18 protein-coding genes are annotated in these 17280 nt (G+C 39.9%); 15 read left to right on the top strand and 3 right to left on the bottom strand.

All coding sequences use genetic code 11. From position 1 onward, the window contains the following. Positions 1-30: 30 nt before the first annotated feature. From hemA to AACZ88_RS13500, 14 genes are all read left to right on the top strand, one after another. The gene (gene hemA, locus AACZ88_RS13565; protein ID WP_339711274.1) at positions 31-1287 is read left to right on the top strand and encodes a glutamyl-tRNA reductase; all 1257 of its coding nucleotides are present in this window, start codon (positions 31-33) and stop codon (positions 1285-1287) included. Then, entirely contained in the window at positions 1284-2864 is a 1581-nt protein-coding gene (gene hemC, locus AACZ88_RS13560) for a hydroxymethylbilane synthase (RefSeq protein ID WP_339711271.1), read from the top strand. The genes hemA and hemC overlap by 4 nt, the downstream gene beginning before the upstream one ends. A 130-nt stretch (positions 2865-2994) precedes the next feature. Then, positions 2995-4020: a uroporphyrinogen decarboxylase gene (gene hemE, locus AACZ88_RS13555; protein WP_339711269.1), complete on the top strand. Its 1026-nt coding sequence runs from the start codon at positions 2995-2997 to the stop codon at positions 4018-4020. A 66-nt stretch (positions 4021-4086) separates the two neighbouring features. Then, positions 4087-4629, top strand: coding sequence for a GNAT family N-acetyltransferase (locus AACZ88_RS13550; protein WP_339711267.1), 543 nt, complete (start codon positions 4087-4089; stop codon positions 4627-4629). Between the two features lie 39 nt (positions 4630-4668). Further along, the gene (gene hemF, locus AACZ88_RS13545; protein ID WP_339711264.1) at positions 4669-5571 is read left to right on the top strand and encodes an oxygen-dependent coproporphyrinogen oxidase; all 903 of its coding nucleotides are present in this window, start codon (positions 4669-4671) and stop codon (positions 5569-5571) included. Positions 5572-5580: 9 nt separating this feature from the next. Beyond that, positions 5581-5739, top strand: coding sequence for a hypothetical protein (locus tag AACZ88_RS13540; RefSeq protein WP_339711262.1), 159 nt, complete (start codon positions 5581-5583; stop codon positions 5737-5739). Then, a complete protein-coding gene (locus AACZ88_RS13535) occupies positions 5736-6131 on the top strand; it encodes a YchJ family metal-binding protein (protein WP_339711259.1) in 396 nt (131 codons plus the stop codon). The genes AACZ88_RS13540 and AACZ88_RS13535 overlap by 4 nt, the downstream gene beginning before the upstream one ends. Continuing rightward, positions 6128-6751: a hypothetical protein gene (locus AACZ88_RS13530; RefSeq protein ID WP_339711256.1), complete on the top strand. Its 624-nt coding sequence runs from the start codon at positions 6128-6130 to the stop codon at positions 6749-6751. Before AACZ88_RS13535 ends, AACZ88_RS13530 begins: the two co-directional genes overlap by 4 nt. Positions 6752-6789: 38 nt before the next feature. Further along, positions 6790-7779 carry a porphobilinogen synthase gene (gene hemB / locus AACZ88_RS13525; protein ID WP_339711253.1) on the top strand — a complete coding sequence of 330 codons (990 nt, stop codon included), beginning with the start codon at positions 6790-6792 and terminating at the stop codon, positions 7777-7779. Positions 7780-7818: 39 nt separating this feature from the next. Next, positions 7819-8328: a DinB family protein gene (locus tag AACZ88_RS13520; protein ID WP_339711250.1), complete on the top strand. Its 510-nt coding sequence runs from the start codon at positions 7819-7821 to the stop codon at positions 8326-8328. 9 nt (positions 8329-8337) lie between these two features. Continuing rightward, positions 8338-9651: a serine hydrolase gene (locus AACZ88_RS13515; RefSeq protein WP_339711247.1), complete on the top strand. Its 1314-nt coding sequence runs from the start codon at positions 8338-8340 to the stop codon at positions 9649-9651. A 50-nt stretch (positions 9652-9701) separates the two neighbouring features. After that, the gene (locus tag AACZ88_RS13510; RefSeq protein ID WP_339711244.1) at positions 9702-10823 is read left to right on the top strand and encodes a hemolysin family protein; all 1122 of its coding nucleotides are present in this window, start codon (positions 9702-9704) and stop codon (positions 10821-10823) included. Beyond that, positions 10823-11299, top strand: a complete 477-nt coding sequence (locus tag AACZ88_RS13505) for a methylated-DNA--[protein]-cysteine S-methyltransferase (RefSeq protein ID WP_339711241.1) — start codon at positions 10823-10825, stop codon at positions 11297-11299. Before AACZ88_RS13510 ends, AACZ88_RS13505 begins: the two co-directional genes overlap by 1 nt. 271 nt (positions 11300-11570) lie before the next feature. After that, positions 11571-12284, top strand: a complete 714-nt coding sequence (locus AACZ88_RS13500) for a 3'-5' exonuclease (RefSeq protein ID WP_339711238.1) — start codon at positions 11571-11573, stop codon at positions 12282-12284. Positions 12285-12303: 19 nt separating this feature from the next. On the opposite strand, the gene AACZ88_RS13495 is transcribed toward AACZ88_RS13500, so the two are convergent. After that, positions 12304-13281: an endonuclease gene (locus AACZ88_RS13495; protein WP_339711235.1), complete on the bottom strand. Its 978-nt coding sequence runs from the start codon at positions 13279-13281 to the stop codon at positions 12304-12306. Positions 13282-13355: 74 nt separating this feature from the next. On the opposite strand from AACZ88_RS13495, the gene hflX reads away from it, so the two are divergent. Beyond that, positions 13356-14567 carry a GTPase HflX gene (gene hflX / locus AACZ88_RS13490; protein ID WP_339711232.1) on the top strand — a complete coding sequence of 404 codons (1212 nt, stop codon included), beginning with the start codon at positions 13356-13358 and terminating at the stop codon, positions 14565-14567. 1179 nt (positions 14568-15746) lie between these two features. Here the strand turns inward: hflX and AACZ88_RS13485 are convergent. Both AACZ88_RS13485 and AACZ88_RS13480 read right to left on the bottom strand, forming a co-directional pair. Beyond that, positions 15747-16679, bottom strand: a complete 933-nt coding sequence (locus AACZ88_RS13485) for a DUF3078 domain-containing protein (protein WP_339711229.1) — start codon at positions 16677-16679, stop codon at positions 15747-15749. Between the two features lie 78 nt (positions 16680-16757). Next, positions 16758-17264 (bottom strand): DUF2480 family protein, encoded by a 507-nt coding sequence (locus tag AACZ88_RS13480; protein WP_339711226.1) that lies wholly within the window; start codon positions 17262-17264, stop codon positions 16758-16760. Positions 17265-17280 lie beyond the last annotated feature (16 nt).

Raw genomic sequence — 17280 nt, 5'->3', positions numbered from 1 at the left:
AATTATTTTTGCTTCCGATTGAACAACTTCATGAAAGAGTATCACATCTCCAAGCACAATTCTTTTTACACAATTGGGCTCAGCTACAAAAAAGCCGATGCCAAAGTTCGTGGTGATTTCAGTCTTGACCCTATAGCAATGGAACGTCTGTTGGTTCAAGCAAAGGCACAAGAAATCGACGGTCTTTTGGTTACCTCGACTTGTAATCGAACGGAATTACATGGCTTCGCCCAGCATCCCTTTCAATTAATAAAAATACTTTGTGATAATACCGAAGGCACCTTGGAAGAATTTCAGGAAGTGGCTTACGTGTATAAGAACAATGAGGCCATTGCCCACCTTTTTCGGGTAGGTACCGGGCTAGACAGTCAAATATTGGGAGATTTTGAAATTATAAGTCAATTGAAGCAAAGTTTCAATCGTTCAAAAAAACTTGATATTGCAAATCCGTTTATTGAGCGTTTATGCAATTCGGTCATTCAGGCCAGCAAGCGTATTAAAAATGAAACCGAGATTTCTTCAGGCGCCACATCGGTCGCCTTTGCTTCGGTACAATATATTCTCAAAGAGGTTCCGAATATTTCGGAGAAGAACATTTTACTTTTCGGAACAGGGAAAATCGGGCGAAACACTTGTGAGAACCTTATCAAACACACCAAAAATCCGCATATCACACTTATCAATCGCACAAAGGACAAGGCGGAAAGAATTGCAGGAAAATTCAACCTTACGGTTAAAGACCATGGCGACCTTCAGGCAGAAATTCGCAAAAGTGATGTACTGGTGGTAGCAACCGGTGCCCAACTGCCCACGATTTCAAAAGAACTCATTTACACCAAAAAACCTTTATTGGTTTTAGACCTTTCTATACCTAAGAACGTATCGGACGATATTGCTACCCTCGACAATGTTACGGTAATACATCTAGATCAATTGTCACGAATGACTGATGATACGCTGGAACGTAGAAAACAGTTTATTCCGCAAGCAGAGATTATCATCGACGAGGTTATGTCTGATTTTACCCAATGGCTGGAAACCCGCAAATTCGCGCCCGTTATCAAAGCCTTGAAAAGGAAATTAAAGACTATGAAAGAAGAGGAACTTGACTACCAGTCTAAAAAAAGTTCCGATTTCGATCCCGAACAGGCCGATATAATATCGAACCGCATCATTCAAAAAATTACCAAACAATTTGCCAATCACCTCAAGGAAACTGATATCGATGCAGACAATAGTTTGGAGCTTATCCAAAAAGTATTTCAACTAGAAGTCGAACCCCAATGAGCAAATCTATTCGAATAGGTACCCGCGATAGCGAATTAGCGTTATGGCAGGCCAATACTGTAAAACAAAAGCTTGAAGCATTAGGCTATCACGCTCAATTGGTTCCTGTAAAATCCGAGGGTGATCTTGTATTGGACAAACCTTTACACGAACTTGGCATTACAGGTGTTTTTACCAAGACTTTGGATATCGCCATGCTCAATGGCGCTATTGATATTGCCGTGCACTCCATGAAAGACGTGCCTACCATGTTGCCAAAAGGAATTGTGCAGGCCGCAGTTTTGCAACGTGGCAACTTCATGGATATTATGGCTTTTAAAGACAATGAAGAGTTTTTAGCCCAACGTCATGCGGTAATCGCGACCGGAAGTTTGCGCCGAAAGGCACAATGGCTCAATCGGTATCCTACACATACGGTAGTCGATTTGAGAGGCAATGTGAATTCCCGTCTCGAAAAATTAAATAATAGCGATTGGAACGGCGCTATCTTTGCTGCGGCTGGATTGGAGCGCATTGGTCTAGAACCTGAAAATACTATTGGCCTCACTTGGATGGTACCTGCACCGGCACAAGGTGCCATTATGGTCGTCGCCATGGAAAATGATGACGAAGTACGCCAGGCATGTGCGCAACTGAACCATGAGCCAACAGCCATTTGTACAACTCTTGAAAGAGAATTTTTAAGAATACTCGAAGGTGGTTGTACTGCGCCTATCGGCGCCTTGGCATATATCAACAAACAAGATGTGGTTACTTTGAAAGGAGTATTGTTAACCGAGGACGGCAGTAAAAAATTAGAGGCTGAATTTACCGCTCCGTTAGGTTTACACCAAAACTTAGGTAAAGAATGTGCCGAAAACATATTGGGGCGCGGGGCTAAACGTCTCATGAACGATGTACAAAATACCAGCGATAGTGCCACGCTGTTTTCAACAAAAAACCTGACTACTAATCAAATACAACAATTCAAGGAAGGTATTCGGGTCAAATCGGAAGACTTCATCAAGATTAGTCCGAATCGTATTGCGGCCAATGTCTTAAAGTCTGAAATGCAGAATGTAATCTTGACCAGCCAAAATGCGGTAGAAGCACTTTTAACCAATGTTCCCGCAGAAGAATTAAAATTTAAAAATATCTATTGCGTAGGCCGAAAAACGAAACGTCTGATCGAGCGTAAAATTGGCCCTGTAAAACATCAAGAAAAAAATGCCAAAAAGTTGGCCAAGTATTTGACTGATTATATGGAGGGATTGGAAGTCACCTACTTCTGTAGTAACTTAAGAATGGACGATATTCCCCACATTTTGGCCGAAAGCAATATTACCGTCAACGAAATTGAGGCATACCGTACAAAACATGCTCCTGTCAAGGTCGATGACAGCACACTCGGCGTCTTGTTCTTTAGTCCTTCAACAGTAACGAGCTATCTTATGCAGAACACTGCTGACAAAATAGCCTATTGCATTGGCGAGACTACTGCTGCCGAAGCCAGAAAACATTTTGAGGATGTTCGAGTTGCAAGAATACCTACAGCAGAAAGCGTAATTGATTTAGTGAATGAGGATTATGTTGATTGATGGTCATCACCACCGAATTAGAACATAACATACATAGAATTGAAAAGTTATTTTGAACTACTAGGCTAAGAGGCGCGCAGGCTAAATAGCTTACTAGCGAAAAGACAAAGGCAATAGTTATCTCATACATATGATAAAAAACGACTTATTTTTACGCGCCCTTAAAAGAGAAACCGTTGACCGTCCACCTGTTTGGATGATGCGTCAAGCAGGGCGATATCTTCCAGAATTCATGGAAATAAGGGAGAAATACGATTTTTTCACACGCTGCCGTACACCAGAACTCGCTTCAGAAATTACCGTGCAACCTATTCGACGTTTTGGAATGGATGCCGCTATTCTATTCAGCGATATCCTAGTAATTCCGCAGGCGATGAATATTGAAGTTCAGATGAAACCGAATTTCGGACCGTATTTGCCAAACCCAATTCGCTCCCAAAAAGAACTCGATACGGTGATAGTTCCTGATGTTGTTATTGAACTTGATTATGTAATGCAAGCTATAAAAGCAACTAAGGAAAAATTAAACGATGAGGTTCCATTAATCGGCTTTGCCGGGTCACCATGGACTATTTTATGTTATTGTGTGCAAGGGCAGGGTAGCAAAACGTTTGATAAGGCCAAAGAGCTGTGTTTTACACAACCTGTCGTTGCTCATGAGCTACTACAAAAAATTACCGATACTACAATCGCCTATCTTAAGGCAAAAATAAAGGCAGGTGTTGATGCCGTGCAAGTATTCGATTCTTGGGGTGGCATGCTATCTCCCGTCGATTATCAAGAATTCTCATGGAAATACATCCAGCAGATTATCGATGCCTTAAAAGATGAAGCTCCCGTAATCGTTTTTGGAAAAGGTTGTTGGTTCGCCCTAGGTGACATGGCCAAATCAGGTGCGGCCGCTTTGGGTGTAGATTGGACCTGCTCCGCAAGAAACGCAAGATATTTGACAGGAGGAAATATTCCGCTACAGGGTAACTTTGACCCTGCTAGATTATTATCTCCTCCATCAGAAATCAAGAAAATGGTCGCTCAAATGATCAAAGAATTCGGAAAAGACAACTATATCGTAAACTTAGGCCATGGTATTCTTCCGAATATTCCTGTCGAAAACGCAAAAGCCTTTATTGATGCCGTAAAGAGCTATCACGAATAGGCCGTAAAGAAATGCCATAACGTTTGAAATATGAAATGTAATTCTTCGCTTTCTTGAATCAAACATATGGAGTCTACGAGAGAATTTACGATTCATGAGTTAGTTTTAGATGATGCTGTCGGCCTTTGTCGCCTCATGGTTTCCAATATGGCCCGTTTTGAGCGTTTTTTTCCGAATACATTGCGACAAAACCTCACTGTTAAAACCTCCCAAGACTTTATTAGTAAGAAACAAGAGCAATTCGAAGCTAATTTTGAATTTACATGGGCACTAAAAGAAGTCACTTCAGGGAAATTAATCGGACTTATCATTCTAAAAGAATTGAATTGGATCGATGGTGTGGGCGAGTTGGCCTATTGTATCGACAAAAACTATAATGGAAAAGGCTGGACAACCCAAGCGGTTAAAATAATTTCCAGACATAGTTTAGAGCATTTTCGGTTAAATACACTTCAAATTGTTGTACATAAGAGCAATACCGCAAGTTTGCGGGTAGCAGAAAAATGTGGTTATATTTGGAAAAGAACGCTATCGGAGGCGTATACACCTCCTAAAGAGAAGGCTTTAGACATGGAATTGTATGAATTAAGTCAACCCACGCTACAATAAACGCTTAAATAAAGAAGTAAAACAGGACACCTAAAGACAATGAAAGATACTTTTTACGCCTATATTCAGAAGCTACAGCATACAATTACCTCAAAATTAGAGGAAGTAGACGGTACCGCTAAATTTCGGGAAGATATTTGGGAGCGTGCAGAAGGCGGGGGCGGTCACTCGCGGGTGATAGAAAACGGTAGCGTTTTTGAAAAAGGAGGGGTCAATATTTCGGCAGTTCATGGAGCATTACCCGAAAGTATGCAACATTATTTTGGGGTCAAAGATGCCGATTTCTTTGCCTGTGGATTAAGTCTCGTTATCCATCCAAAAAACCCTATGGTACCTACGGTACACGCCAATTGGCGCTACTTCGAAATGTACGACAAAGAAGGAAGCATAGTTGATCAATGGTTTGGTGGAGGACAAGATTTGACACCCTATTATTTGTTCGATGAAGATGCTGTTCATTTCCATTCCGTCTGCAAACAAGCCTGTGATAAAAACAACCCATTGTTCTATCAAGAATATAAAAAGCGATGTGACACCTATTTTTGGAATGCCCATCGGGATGAAGCCCGAGGTGTTGGCGGACTCTTTTTTGATTATTGCAAAGCAACCGAGGAGATTAAAATGCAAGACTGGTACAATTTTGTTACCGAAGTAGGGAATAGTTTTCTAGAAGCATATATACCAATCGTTCTAAAACGAAAAGAACTTCGATATACCGACAAACAGCGGGAATGGCAAGAAATTCGCAGAGGACGCTATGTCGAATTTAATTTGGTTCATGACAAAGGCACACTCTTCGGACTTAAAACCAATGGACGTATCGAAAGCATTTTAATGAGTCTTCCCCCACATGTGCAGTGGCGGTACGACCATCACCCTGAGGCGGGAAGCGAAGAAGAGCGTCTTCTAAAAGTTCTTCAAAATCCGAAAGAATGGGTTTAATGTACGATTATGGCCAAAAAAGGAAAAGCAAAAAACACCGTTAACAAAGCCAAACACACCAAGCTATTCAACAGAAAAAAAGCCAAGCTTAAAAAAGAAAAGGAGACAAGGAAGGAACGGCTAAAAACGATTGCCAAAATGAAGCACACTCAAAACGAAACCCTATGAATACGAATACTTGTTTCTGCGGTTTTCGGGACGATTACGCTAATTGCTGTGGTAAAGTTCACGCAAATCTAGCTATTGCCATTACTGCCGAGCAATTGATGCGCTCTAGGTATTCGGCTTTTGTACTTGCAAATGGCAATTATTTAATGCAAAGCCACCATTCTTCGACAAGGCCACTTAAAGATAAAAAAGCAATTATAAAATGGGCCAAGTCCGTTACTTGGGTCAAACTTGAAATTATTGCCAAAACCAAAGGCACTAAACACGATGAAGAGGGCACCGTAACTTTTAATGCATATTACTACGAGAATGGTAAATTAAAGGTCATTCACGAAAAATCGGTTTTTAAAAAAGAACATGGGCATTGGACTTATTTAGGTATTGCAACATGAAATTAGCAACAAGAATTTTAACCATGGTTATCTCAATCTTGGTTTTGTTTGGATGTCAAACAAAAAAGTCGAAAAGCGATATTGAAATCGCCTTTACCCGTGATACCCTTGATGTGGGCTATACCTATTGGTGGCCGCAATCGGGGCCTTTTATCGGTGACTGCGGTGAGGAACTGTCACTGGTATTCGTTGGTATATTGAAGCAGCTTGAAAAGCCGAACAAAAATGCAGGTCCTTTATACACGGTACAGGAAGGAATTATTGAAATCGAAAAAGTTTTCAAAATCAAGGAAGTAGGAAGAGATTCATATGCCAACCAAAAATTTGTCCGCACTGATTGTTTTTATGATTTGGGTCTGCAAATAGGTGACACCGTTTCGGTATCTTGTTATGATTTTGAGGATGCCTACAGCATCCCCGGAGGAAACTCTATTTTAAAAATAAGAAGCTTTGATGACCCTATCATTACCTCTCTTCGAAACTATATCGACTCAGATCAAAATCCGGTTAAACTAAAAAAGGATTCATTACTATGGCGTACATTTGAATTAGATAAAGATTTGAGCCATATTATCACATGCCATGAACAATCAAAAGATTCTGTCGATGTCTCAAAATAGTGATAGGGATTCAGAAATTGAACAACAAAAACGTATAAATGTATCCACTTAAAAGAAACCGAAGACTGCGAACTTCATCTGCCATTCGTTCTTTAGTACAAGAAACTGCCATTTCGCCAAACGATTTTCTCGTTCCACTTTTTGTGGTGGAAGGCAAAACGATTAAGGAAGAAATTACCTCAATGCCCGATTATTATCGGTTAAGCCTTGACAATTTAGAAAAAGAGGTAAAAGAACTCTGGCAAATGGGACTGAAAGCGATATTGCTCTTTGTAAAAGTACCCGATACGTTAAAAGATAACAAAGGTACCGAAGTACTTAATGAGAACGGACTAATGCAGCGTGCCATTAAAACCGTTAAGAATGCGTGTCCGGGTATGTTGGTTATGACCGATGTGGCCTTCGATCCGTACTCTTCTTTTGGCCATGACGGCATTGTAGCCGAAGGACGAATTTTAAATGATGAGACAACCGAACTGCTTGCAGAGATGAGTGTTAGTCACGCCAAAGCCGGAGCCGATTTTGTAGCTCCGAGTGATATGATGGACGGTCGCATACTTGCCATCAGAGAGGCCTTGGAAGACGAAGGCTTTACCGATACAGGTATTATGAGCTATAGCGCTAAATATGCTTCAGCTTTTTACGGCCCCTTTCGAGATGCCTTGGATTCTGCCCCGGTAGACATCAAAAACGTGCCCAAGGACAAAAAGACCTATCAGATGGATTTTAGCAATCGATTCGAGGCGATTCGGGAAACGGAAATGGACATTGATGAAGGAGCCGATATTGTGATGATAAAACCAGGCCTCTGTTATTTAGACATTGTTCGGGAAATACGAAATGAGGTCGATGTACCGGTGGCCGTATATCAAGTCAGCGGCGAGTACGCCATGGTAAAAGCCGCAGCCGAAAGAGGATGGTTAGATCATGATGCCGTGATGATGGAGCAGTTAACCGCCATTAAAAGGGCCGGTGCGAATATTATCGCGAGTTATTTCGCTAAAGATGCCGTGCAATTACTAGGATAAAATATAACCAGGACCTATATTTAGAATGAAACTTCCCAAATGAAAAAGATATTTTTTATACTCTTTGGTTTAATTCATTTGAATGCTATGTCACAAAACCTCTTTATCGACACCTTTCTTGAAAAATGGGGAAATTCAAAAATTTATTTAATTCAATTGGCCGAAGCAATGCCAGAATCTCAGTACGCATATAAACCGACCGAGAAGCAAAAAACTTTTGCGGAGCAGCTAATTCATATCAAAGGGAATATCGATTGGTTAAGTAAAACCTATTTCGGCGACGGCAGCCTCCAAAAAGAGCAGACGAATACAACGCCCACAAAAAAACAGCTTATCGACGCCCTAAAAACTAGTTTTGATGTGTCGGCCTCCCTTATTGCAAACCTAGAAACAGAAAAACTTGCTGAAAAAGTAGATTTTTTTGCCGGGAGAAAGACAAAAATGCAAATTATGAATTTACTTCAAGACCATGTCACACATCATCGTGGTCAATTGATCGTATATTTAAAACTCAATCAAATAGAACCGCCCCAATATTCAGGGTGGTAGCTCGACAATATGAAAAAGGCACGATACAACGCAATCAATCTACTTACCAGTATTTTATTTTTCTCATACCTGAGTGCTCAAAACACTAGTCTTTCTAAGGGCTTTCCTTCCGAGGTAGGGTTAGATTCCACTTATATCCATCAAAAAGTAGATTCGATTATGGCCTTCGGCATTCAGCAGCGGGCTTTCCCTGGGGCACAGGTTTTGGTTGCCAAGAACAATACGATAATTTTTCATAAGGCTTACGGATTTCACACCTATGAAAACCAGACGAAAGTAGCCTTAGACGATATTTATGACCTTGCTTCCGTCACGAAAATTACAGGACCACTACCGGCGCTTATGAAATTGGTAGACGAAGGCAAACTCAATCTCGACCTGCCCTTCAGTACCTACTGGAAACCCTGGCGCAAAAGAAAGGATAAAAAAGATTTGACCCTAAGGGAAATTCTCGCCCATCAAGCTGGCCTCGTGCCTTATATTGTATTTCTTGATAAGGTCATTAAAAAAAATGGGGCCATTAAAAAACGCTTTGTAAAGTCTACTCCAAAAAAGGGGTACACCCACCAAGCCTACGAACATCTTTTTATAAAGGATAGGTTTAACCGTAAAATGTATCGCATGATCAATCGCTCTAAGGTAAGCGATGAAAAAAAATATAAATATTCGGGGCTGACCTTCCTAATTTTCCCTAAACTCATCGAAAACCTTACGGGCCAGTCATATGAAACGTATTTAACGAGCAATTTTTATGCGCCTTTAGGGGCCACCACAATGGGTTTCAATCCCAAAACAAAAAATTATTCCAATACAATCGTACCCACCGAAATGGATACCCTTTTTAGGCATGAACTCACAAAAAATTGGGTACATGATGAAAATGCATCCCTTTTGGGCGGTGTTTCGGGCAATGCAGGGCTGTTCGCTTCGGCAACTGATTTGGCTAAAATTATGCAGCTATATCAGAATTATGGCAACTATAATGGTAAGACGTATATTTCGGAAGCTACCATGAGGGAATTTAGCCGGGTACAATACCCTGAAAATGATAATCGTCGAGGATTGGGCTTTGATAAACCGCTCTTACATAACGCAGAACTTCCTTTAAAAGACGCGTATCCTGCCCCTGAGGTGAGCCCAGAAAGTTTCGGTCATAGTGGTTTCACCGGCACTTTTATCTGGGCAGATCCCGTGGAAAAACTGGTCTATATCTTTCTTTCAAATCGTGTAAATCCGACAAGGAAGAACCAAAATTTATACAAATTGAATATACGGTCAGCTGTTCAACAAGTTTTTTATAAGGGCAAATTACCATCGCAATAGCATCAAGTGATTCTTTATTTATTGGTATCTTAGTATCTTAATCTGACTCTATGGGCCTGTTGGTTTTTTATGCGGTTATTTCTATCTTTTTTTCATTTTTGTGCTCGGTCTTAGAAGCCGTCTTACTCAGCATCAATCCCACCTTTGTAAACATCAAGAAAAAAGAAGGCAAGACCTACGCAGATACCTTGGAAACATTAAAGAATGATGTCGATAAGCCTCTAATTGCCATTCTTACACTAAATACCATAGCGCATACGGTAGGTGCAATATTGGTGGGGGTACAAGCCAAAGCTGCCTATTCAGAATTATACGGTACTACCCAAAGAACATTTTTAGGTATTGAATTCACAGAAGATCTTATGGTCGGTGTCGTTTCGACAATCATGACCATTTTAATTTTAGTAGCCTCTGAAATTATTCCGAAAACAATTGGAGCCACCTATTGGAGACAATTGGCCAATTTCACCGCTAAATCTTTAAAAGTTATGGTATTGGCCCTAAAATGGACCGGTCTTTTATGGGTACTACAATTGTTTACCAAACTAGTGGGAGGAAAGGGGCATCACGGAAGCGTTTTAAGCCGCGAAGACTTTACGGCCATGACCGATATCGCACATGAGGAGGGTGTTTTTGAAAAATCTGAATCTACGATTATTAAAAACCTACTCCGTTTCGACGAAGTTCTGGTCAAAGACATTATGACACCTCGCGCCGTAGTAAAAATTGCGGCAGAGGATAAAACTATCGCAGAATTTTTCGAAAATAATCCTAAAATGCGATTTTCGCGTATTCCGGTCTATAATGGTAAGGTAGATAATATCACCGGATTTGTTCTCAAAGACAATATTTTAGAGGAAATGGTAAACGATAATGGTCACCTACCCTTATCAGAAATTAAAAGAGAAATTCTAATTACAGCCCGAGACACGCCAATCCCTCAATTATTCAATACTTTGATATCTAAACGAGAACACATTGCCTTGGTCGTAGACGAATATGGCTCGATTAGCGGTCTGGTTACCATGGAAGATGTTATCGAAACCCTCTTAGGGCTTGAAATCATGGACGAGAGCGATAATGTGGCCGATTTACAACAATTGGCACGAAAGAATTGGGAAGAGCGTGCCAAGCGAATCGGAGTCATTGAAAAAGCTCCTAAAGAAGAATAATGGAGTCAGCTAATATAAAAACACCGCTCGGTATGGTAAAAATTGAAGGGGACATGTTGGGGTTGTCCTCAATTACTATATTAGATTCCAATCAAGAACCTGATGCTATTTTTCCCAAAATTTTGGAAGATGCGATTCATCAGTTGCAAGAATATTTCAAGGGAAAGCGCCGAGCCTTCACTATAAATTTAAATCCCAAGGGCACTGATTTTCAAAAAAAAGTATGGGAAGCGCTACGGCATATCCCTTACGGCAAAACTATGTCATATCTAGAGCTCGCTAAAACCTTAGGCGATATAAAGGCCATTCGTGCGGTCGCTGCGGCTAACGGCAAAAATCCGTTATGGATTGTCATTCCGTGTCATCGCGTCATTGGTAGCGATGGGTCTTTAACAGGATATGCTGGCGGTTTACATCGTAAGAAATGGCTTTTAAATCATGAAAACCCCGTAAAACAGCAATCGCTTTTTGATTGACAACCGACTGATAGGTTTGTTGTAGTAGTGTAATTACTGATAAAAAGGTTTACACCTTCCGTTTGTCGCCAGGATATCTCCACAAAACGAGATACTAAAATAAAGAACCCCCTACTAAAAATAAAAAATAGACTACACAGTCTACCTTACCGCGACTTATACAAAATCATCCAATATCCAAACAACTCTATATCGAGAATGATGTTTGTAGGCAATGTCTTCCAAAAATTTGTTCGTATCTTCAATTCAATAATACAACATCGGTATAAAAATGTTACAAAAAATCAACTTGGAGCATATTCTATTTTTGGATATTGAGACCGTACCGGAAAATGAAAATTACGACCAATTAGATGATGAAAGGAAAGATTTGTGGGAGCAGAAGACAAGATATCAGCGTAAAGATGAATTCACGGCAGAGGAGTTCTATGACCGTGCAGGAATCTGGGCCGAATTCGGAAAAATCATCTGTTTATCAGTAGGTTATTTTCATTTAAAAGGTGATCTAAGAACATTCCGGACCACGAGTTTTCATGGCCCTGAAGCTAAACTATTGAAAGAATTTAAAAACCTATTGAATGGTCATTTCAGTGGGTCTAAACATTTGATGTGCGGACACAATGCTAAAGAATTTGATTTTCCATACATAGCACGGAGAATGATTATTCAGGGTATAGAGCTTCCTTATAAGTTAAATCTGTTCGGAAAAAAGCCATGGGAGGTGCCGCATTTAGATACTATGGATCTCTGGAAATTTGGTGATTATAAGCACTTCACTTCTTTAAAACTGATGGCCAACATTCTGGGTATACCATCTCCTAAGGAAGATATCGATGGCAGTATGGTTCGCGATGTCTTTTACAAGGAAAACGATTTAGATCGTATAATCAACTATTGTGAATTGGATGTGGTTACCACGGCTCAGGTTTTTCTGAGATTGCGGAACGACGAACTATTAGATGAAAGTGAAATCAAGAAAGTTTGATTTTCAAACACCAAAAGTCTTATCCATTAAACTTTAGTTGAATATAAACGGGAAAATGATCGCTGTAGCCTCCTATGTACTTACGCCCAACATATGTACGGTATGGCGTGCCTTTAAATTTCCCTTTGAACTCGGTCAAAAAAACCTCATCAAAAATATTGGCGTGGGCAAAACTATGTGTCCCTTTTTTATGGTTCAAAAAATTATGTGAAACCATAATCTGATCGAACAAGCTCCAACTACGTTTATAATTCACACTTCCCCTTTCATGTGGTATGTGCAATTTTTCCATGGGATTGTACAAATATGGCAACTCCATCAAGTTTTTGATACTTTCCGATTTAGGCCCAGCGTTGAAATCACCCATAATAATATAATTGGGGTCAACAAATTCTCTTTCTATCTTGGCCATATACCTTTTTAATGTTTCCGCCGCAATTACCCTTTTATAATTTGTTTCATTTACACCATTTCGACGAGATGGCCAGTGGTTTACGAAAACATGTACTTCTTCTCCGTTGAGTTCTCCTAACACATAGAGAATATCGCGCGTGGTATCACGCTCGCCATTGGGGTTATTTACGAACAGGGTAATGGGTTCTGAATATTTTACGGTAAAATTGCTTTTACGGTAGATCAAGGCAGTGTCGATACCTCTTTCGTCAGGCGAATCATAATGCACATAATCATAATCGATATCACATAAAGGCTCTGACCCGATAAGGTCTTCCATCACATCTTTATTCTCGACCTCGGCAACTCCGACAAGGGCCGGCGGAGCGGTGGTATGCTCGTTACCTATCTCTGAAATGGTCTTGGCCAGTTTATAAAGCTTTCTTCTGTAACGTTTATTCGACCACTTTTTAGCACCTTTTGGGGTGAAATCATCGTCCAAGGTTTTAGGATCATCTTTGGTATCGAACAGATTCTCTAAGTTATAGAATGCAATGGTGTGAAGTTGCCTCCTTTTACTTCGCTTGAAGAATGAAAAAAGCATGATTTTTTTTTGAGCAAATAAATTTACGAAAATTGCTTGGTCAGTATTGCTTAAATTTGCACTTTAATAAAGTTATGCTAGAAAAGAAATCCATAGAATACGAAAAAGCCGTTCTAATCGGGGTACTGAACAAGGAACAGGATGAAAAGAAAGTGACCGAATATCTCGACGAGTTAGAATTCTTGACATATACGGCCGGTGGCGAAGTTGCCAAACGCTTCGTACAGCGTATGGACACCCCCAACCCTAAAACCTTAATCGGTAGCGGAAAAATGGAGGAGGTAGAAGCCTATGTAAAGGAAAATGACATTGGATCCGTTATTTTTGATGATGAACTAACCCCAGGTCAACAGCGTAACATTGAAAAGCAGCTTCGCTGTAAAATTTTGGATCGCACCAGCCTAATACTTGATATTTTCGCCCAGCGAGCCCAAACGAGCTACGCCCGAACCCAGGTCGAATTGGCGCAATACGAATACCTCTTACCAAGGCTGACCGGCCTTTGGACACACTTAGAACGTCAAAAGGGAGGTATTGGAATGCGTGGCCCAGGGGAAACAGAAATCGAAACGGATAGACGTATCGTTCGCGACCGTATTTCGTTGCTCAAGAAAAAATTGACGAAAATCGATAGGCAAATGGAAACCCAGCGAGGCAACCGGGGCTCATTGGTAAGAGTTGCATTGGTGGGCTATACGAACGTCGGAAAGTCTACGCTTATGAACGTCATCAGTAAAAGTGATGTTTTTGCCGAAAACAAACTTTTTGCAACTCTAGATACTACGGTTCGAAAAGTTGTTATTGGCAATCTTCCCTTTCTCTTAAGTGATACCGTAGGATTTATTCGAAAACTGCCTACACAATTGGTCGAAAGCTTTAAAAGTACGCTCGACGAGGTACGCGAAGCCGACTTGCTATTGCACGTTGTAGATATATCACACCCTAATTTCGAGGAGCATATAGCCTCTGTAAACCAAATTTTAGATGAAATAGAGAGTGCCGATAAAGAAACCATTATGGTCTTTAACAAAATAGATCAATATGTTCACGAAACCATCGATGACGATGACCTGATGACCGAAAAAACATCCAAACATTTTACCATAACGGAGTGGAAAAAAACATGGATGCAACGTGTGGGGAAAAATGCACTTTTCATTTCTGCATTGAACAAAGAAAATTTAGATGAGTTTCGTACTCGGGTATATGAAGAGGTGCGCGATATTCATGTAACTCGCTTTCCCTATAACAACTTTTTATATCCCGAACACTTGGATGAATATTGACTTTTAGAGCTTTATTAAAAGACCCATCCGTGATTTAAATAGTTTAGCGTCTATTCTTCAGACATACAATTAGAAATATTTGCACTTCCGTTTTCACGCTCGTTAATACCGTTTGTCGAAGAAAACGAACCGTTGCTATTTTTCACAACATTTTACTCTTAGTTCACAACAATAATTTCAAAGAAACGCAGATACACCATACATTTACAGTGTAATTAAGTGATAGTGTTAACCGATAGTTATCGGAACCAAATCGAACTGTGATCTTAACCGAAATTAAAGTGTTGACCCCAAATCGGCACTTGACCTAAAAAGCTTGTTCGAGCAATCGAAAATCAAATCTTACAGCATACCTACTTAACTAAAAAAATACCTCGATTCATCTCGAGGTTTTTTTTTGACCCTATTTCAACCTATTACAATTTTATGTGAAAATGAAAAAATGACCTCTGTTTGTTTGCAAACACCTAATGATATGTCGGAGCTTAACACTTACTTCGACCCCCAGCCCTAACAAACTGTATTTCAGACCATATAAAACATTCAGGTTATTCATCGGAGAAACAATACCACTTATATTTTTCACAACATTTTAAACTTCGTTCACAACAATAATTTCAAGAAAACGCATATCTGACATACATTTACAGTGTAATTAAGTGATAGTGTTAACCGATAGCTATCGGAACCAAATCGAACTGTGATCTTAACCGAAATTAAAGTGTTGACCCCAAATCGGCACTTGACCTAAAAAGCTTGTTCGAGCAATCGAAAATCAAATCTTACAGCATACCTACTTAACCAAAAAATTGCCCTGACCTTACGGTCAGGGTTTTTTAGTAAAAATCAGATTTTATAGAAATAATCAGGTGCATTTCATCGATGAAACATGCGAATATCTCCATTTGACAACAACCTGGATTAGTTTCACAACAAAAATTTAGCATTTTAAAAGCGTGAAATTACATTCGTATTGTATTTAATATTTAGCGTTATGTCCCGATAAAACTTTTTCTTAACCGCTGCTTATCAAATACTTTCTGACAAAGAAAGTTTGTTTTTTTATTGACTGTGCAACCGCCAAATTTAACGTATCCTACTTAACTAAAAATGCCCTCCAAAAATTTGGAGGGCATTCTTTTTATAATTGATTTAGGGTAAACAGGGTTTAACGGCTATTTAAAAAGCATAGTTGAGCCCGAACATCCAATAACTTTGTGTCTTTACATCTATATTGTCAAAAGTAGCACCTGCAGAAGGGTTTGGGCCATTTAAGGCATAATCCAAAGCCTCTTGTTTATTGTTTCTTAAACCGAATTCAAACCCAAGGCCTATGCCTTTCCAAAGTGTATAACCGAAAGAGTTTATCCAAGTCCAGTTTGAATAATCGGAACTCTTGTAGCTCTGAAAGGTTGAGAAATTTGTCTTGAAGTTCACCTTCCCCAACTTCTTCGTATAGTCAACTACTATTTTAGCACCGGCAGACGATTCGTAAATATTATCCTCACTTGTGAAAACAAAGTTGTAGTTCAAAGGATGTATTACTACCACCATATCCGTAATAGGTGTCCAAGTAGCACCTAACCCAAGGTCAAGATATCCCGGGTCGTTGAAATTATTGATAATCGACGTTCGATATTCCCCCAAGGCAGAAATCGCAAATTTTTTGCTCAATTTATACCCGTACAAAGAAGTAATATTAAAAACGTCGGTGGTACCGTTGAAGCTATCATCATCGGCTGGATCATCCTTATCATCTAATTTCACCCACTGTAGATTAATATTTCCGGAGTTTCTCCAGAAAAACTTATCCCTGTTTAAGTTGGCGAATACATTACCTGTTACACCTATGTTTCCGGCGGAGTTATTGGGCGTTCCTTGGGAGTACCAATTGTTGAACCCGGAGATGTTGGCCCCTATGGTGCCAAAAGCTCCTTTTTTCCAGCCCGGAAAAGCATCGATTTTTCCTTGAAGGGCATTGACCCTTCCTTGAATTGCAGCAATGGAATCATTTTTTGATGCTTTTTCTGCTTTTAATTCATCTAACGTCTGTGCCTGTATTGCCGAAAAGGCAAACATAACAGCAACTGCCGATAATACTAACTTCTTCATGGTTTTGTGTTTTTAATATAGTTATGATGGGGCAAATGTAAGAATTGTTGACAGAAGATAAAACAGGGTTCTTGACTATTATTTTCTCTTGAAAAGGGGTACGGAAGAACAGGCCTCGCCATACATTATGCTCTTGGCTACGCCCACTAAGCGAGTGGTTATCGATAGGTATGCGTTAGGCGGAACCGGTTTATGACTACAGCCTTTGATTATAACAGACTTGTCTTTAAATTCGGAAACGTCTATGTTTTCAATAATGGTTTGATAGAGAATAGTTTCCATTTGCTCAAGATTTCCTTGAACTATTTTTTTTGCAAAGGGCTGCAGTTTAGTGGCTACAAGCATATACGCCCAACCTGGCACAATAGCATCTGTCGAACAGTGAAGGGCCACAAAAGCATCGGTATACTGACTCCAATCGTGGTTTGAAACATGGTTTCGAAATTCCTTTTCCCTAAGAATAAAACCTTCATGGAGCCAATCTTTGATATCAAGAAGCATTCTCTTGCCTTGGGGATAATAATCCTCAAGATCAAAAGTAAGCAGTTTGCTCTGCGCAACCCTGTTTATAATTTCTTCCGACATATTTAATTAAGGCTAT

Source organism: uncultured Kriegella sp., assembly GCF_963975415.1.
GTDB lineage: Bacteria > Bacteroidota > Bacteroidia > Flavobacteriales > Flavobacteriaceae > Kriegella.
This window is presented reverse-complemented; position numbering and strand designations above follow the sequence as displayed.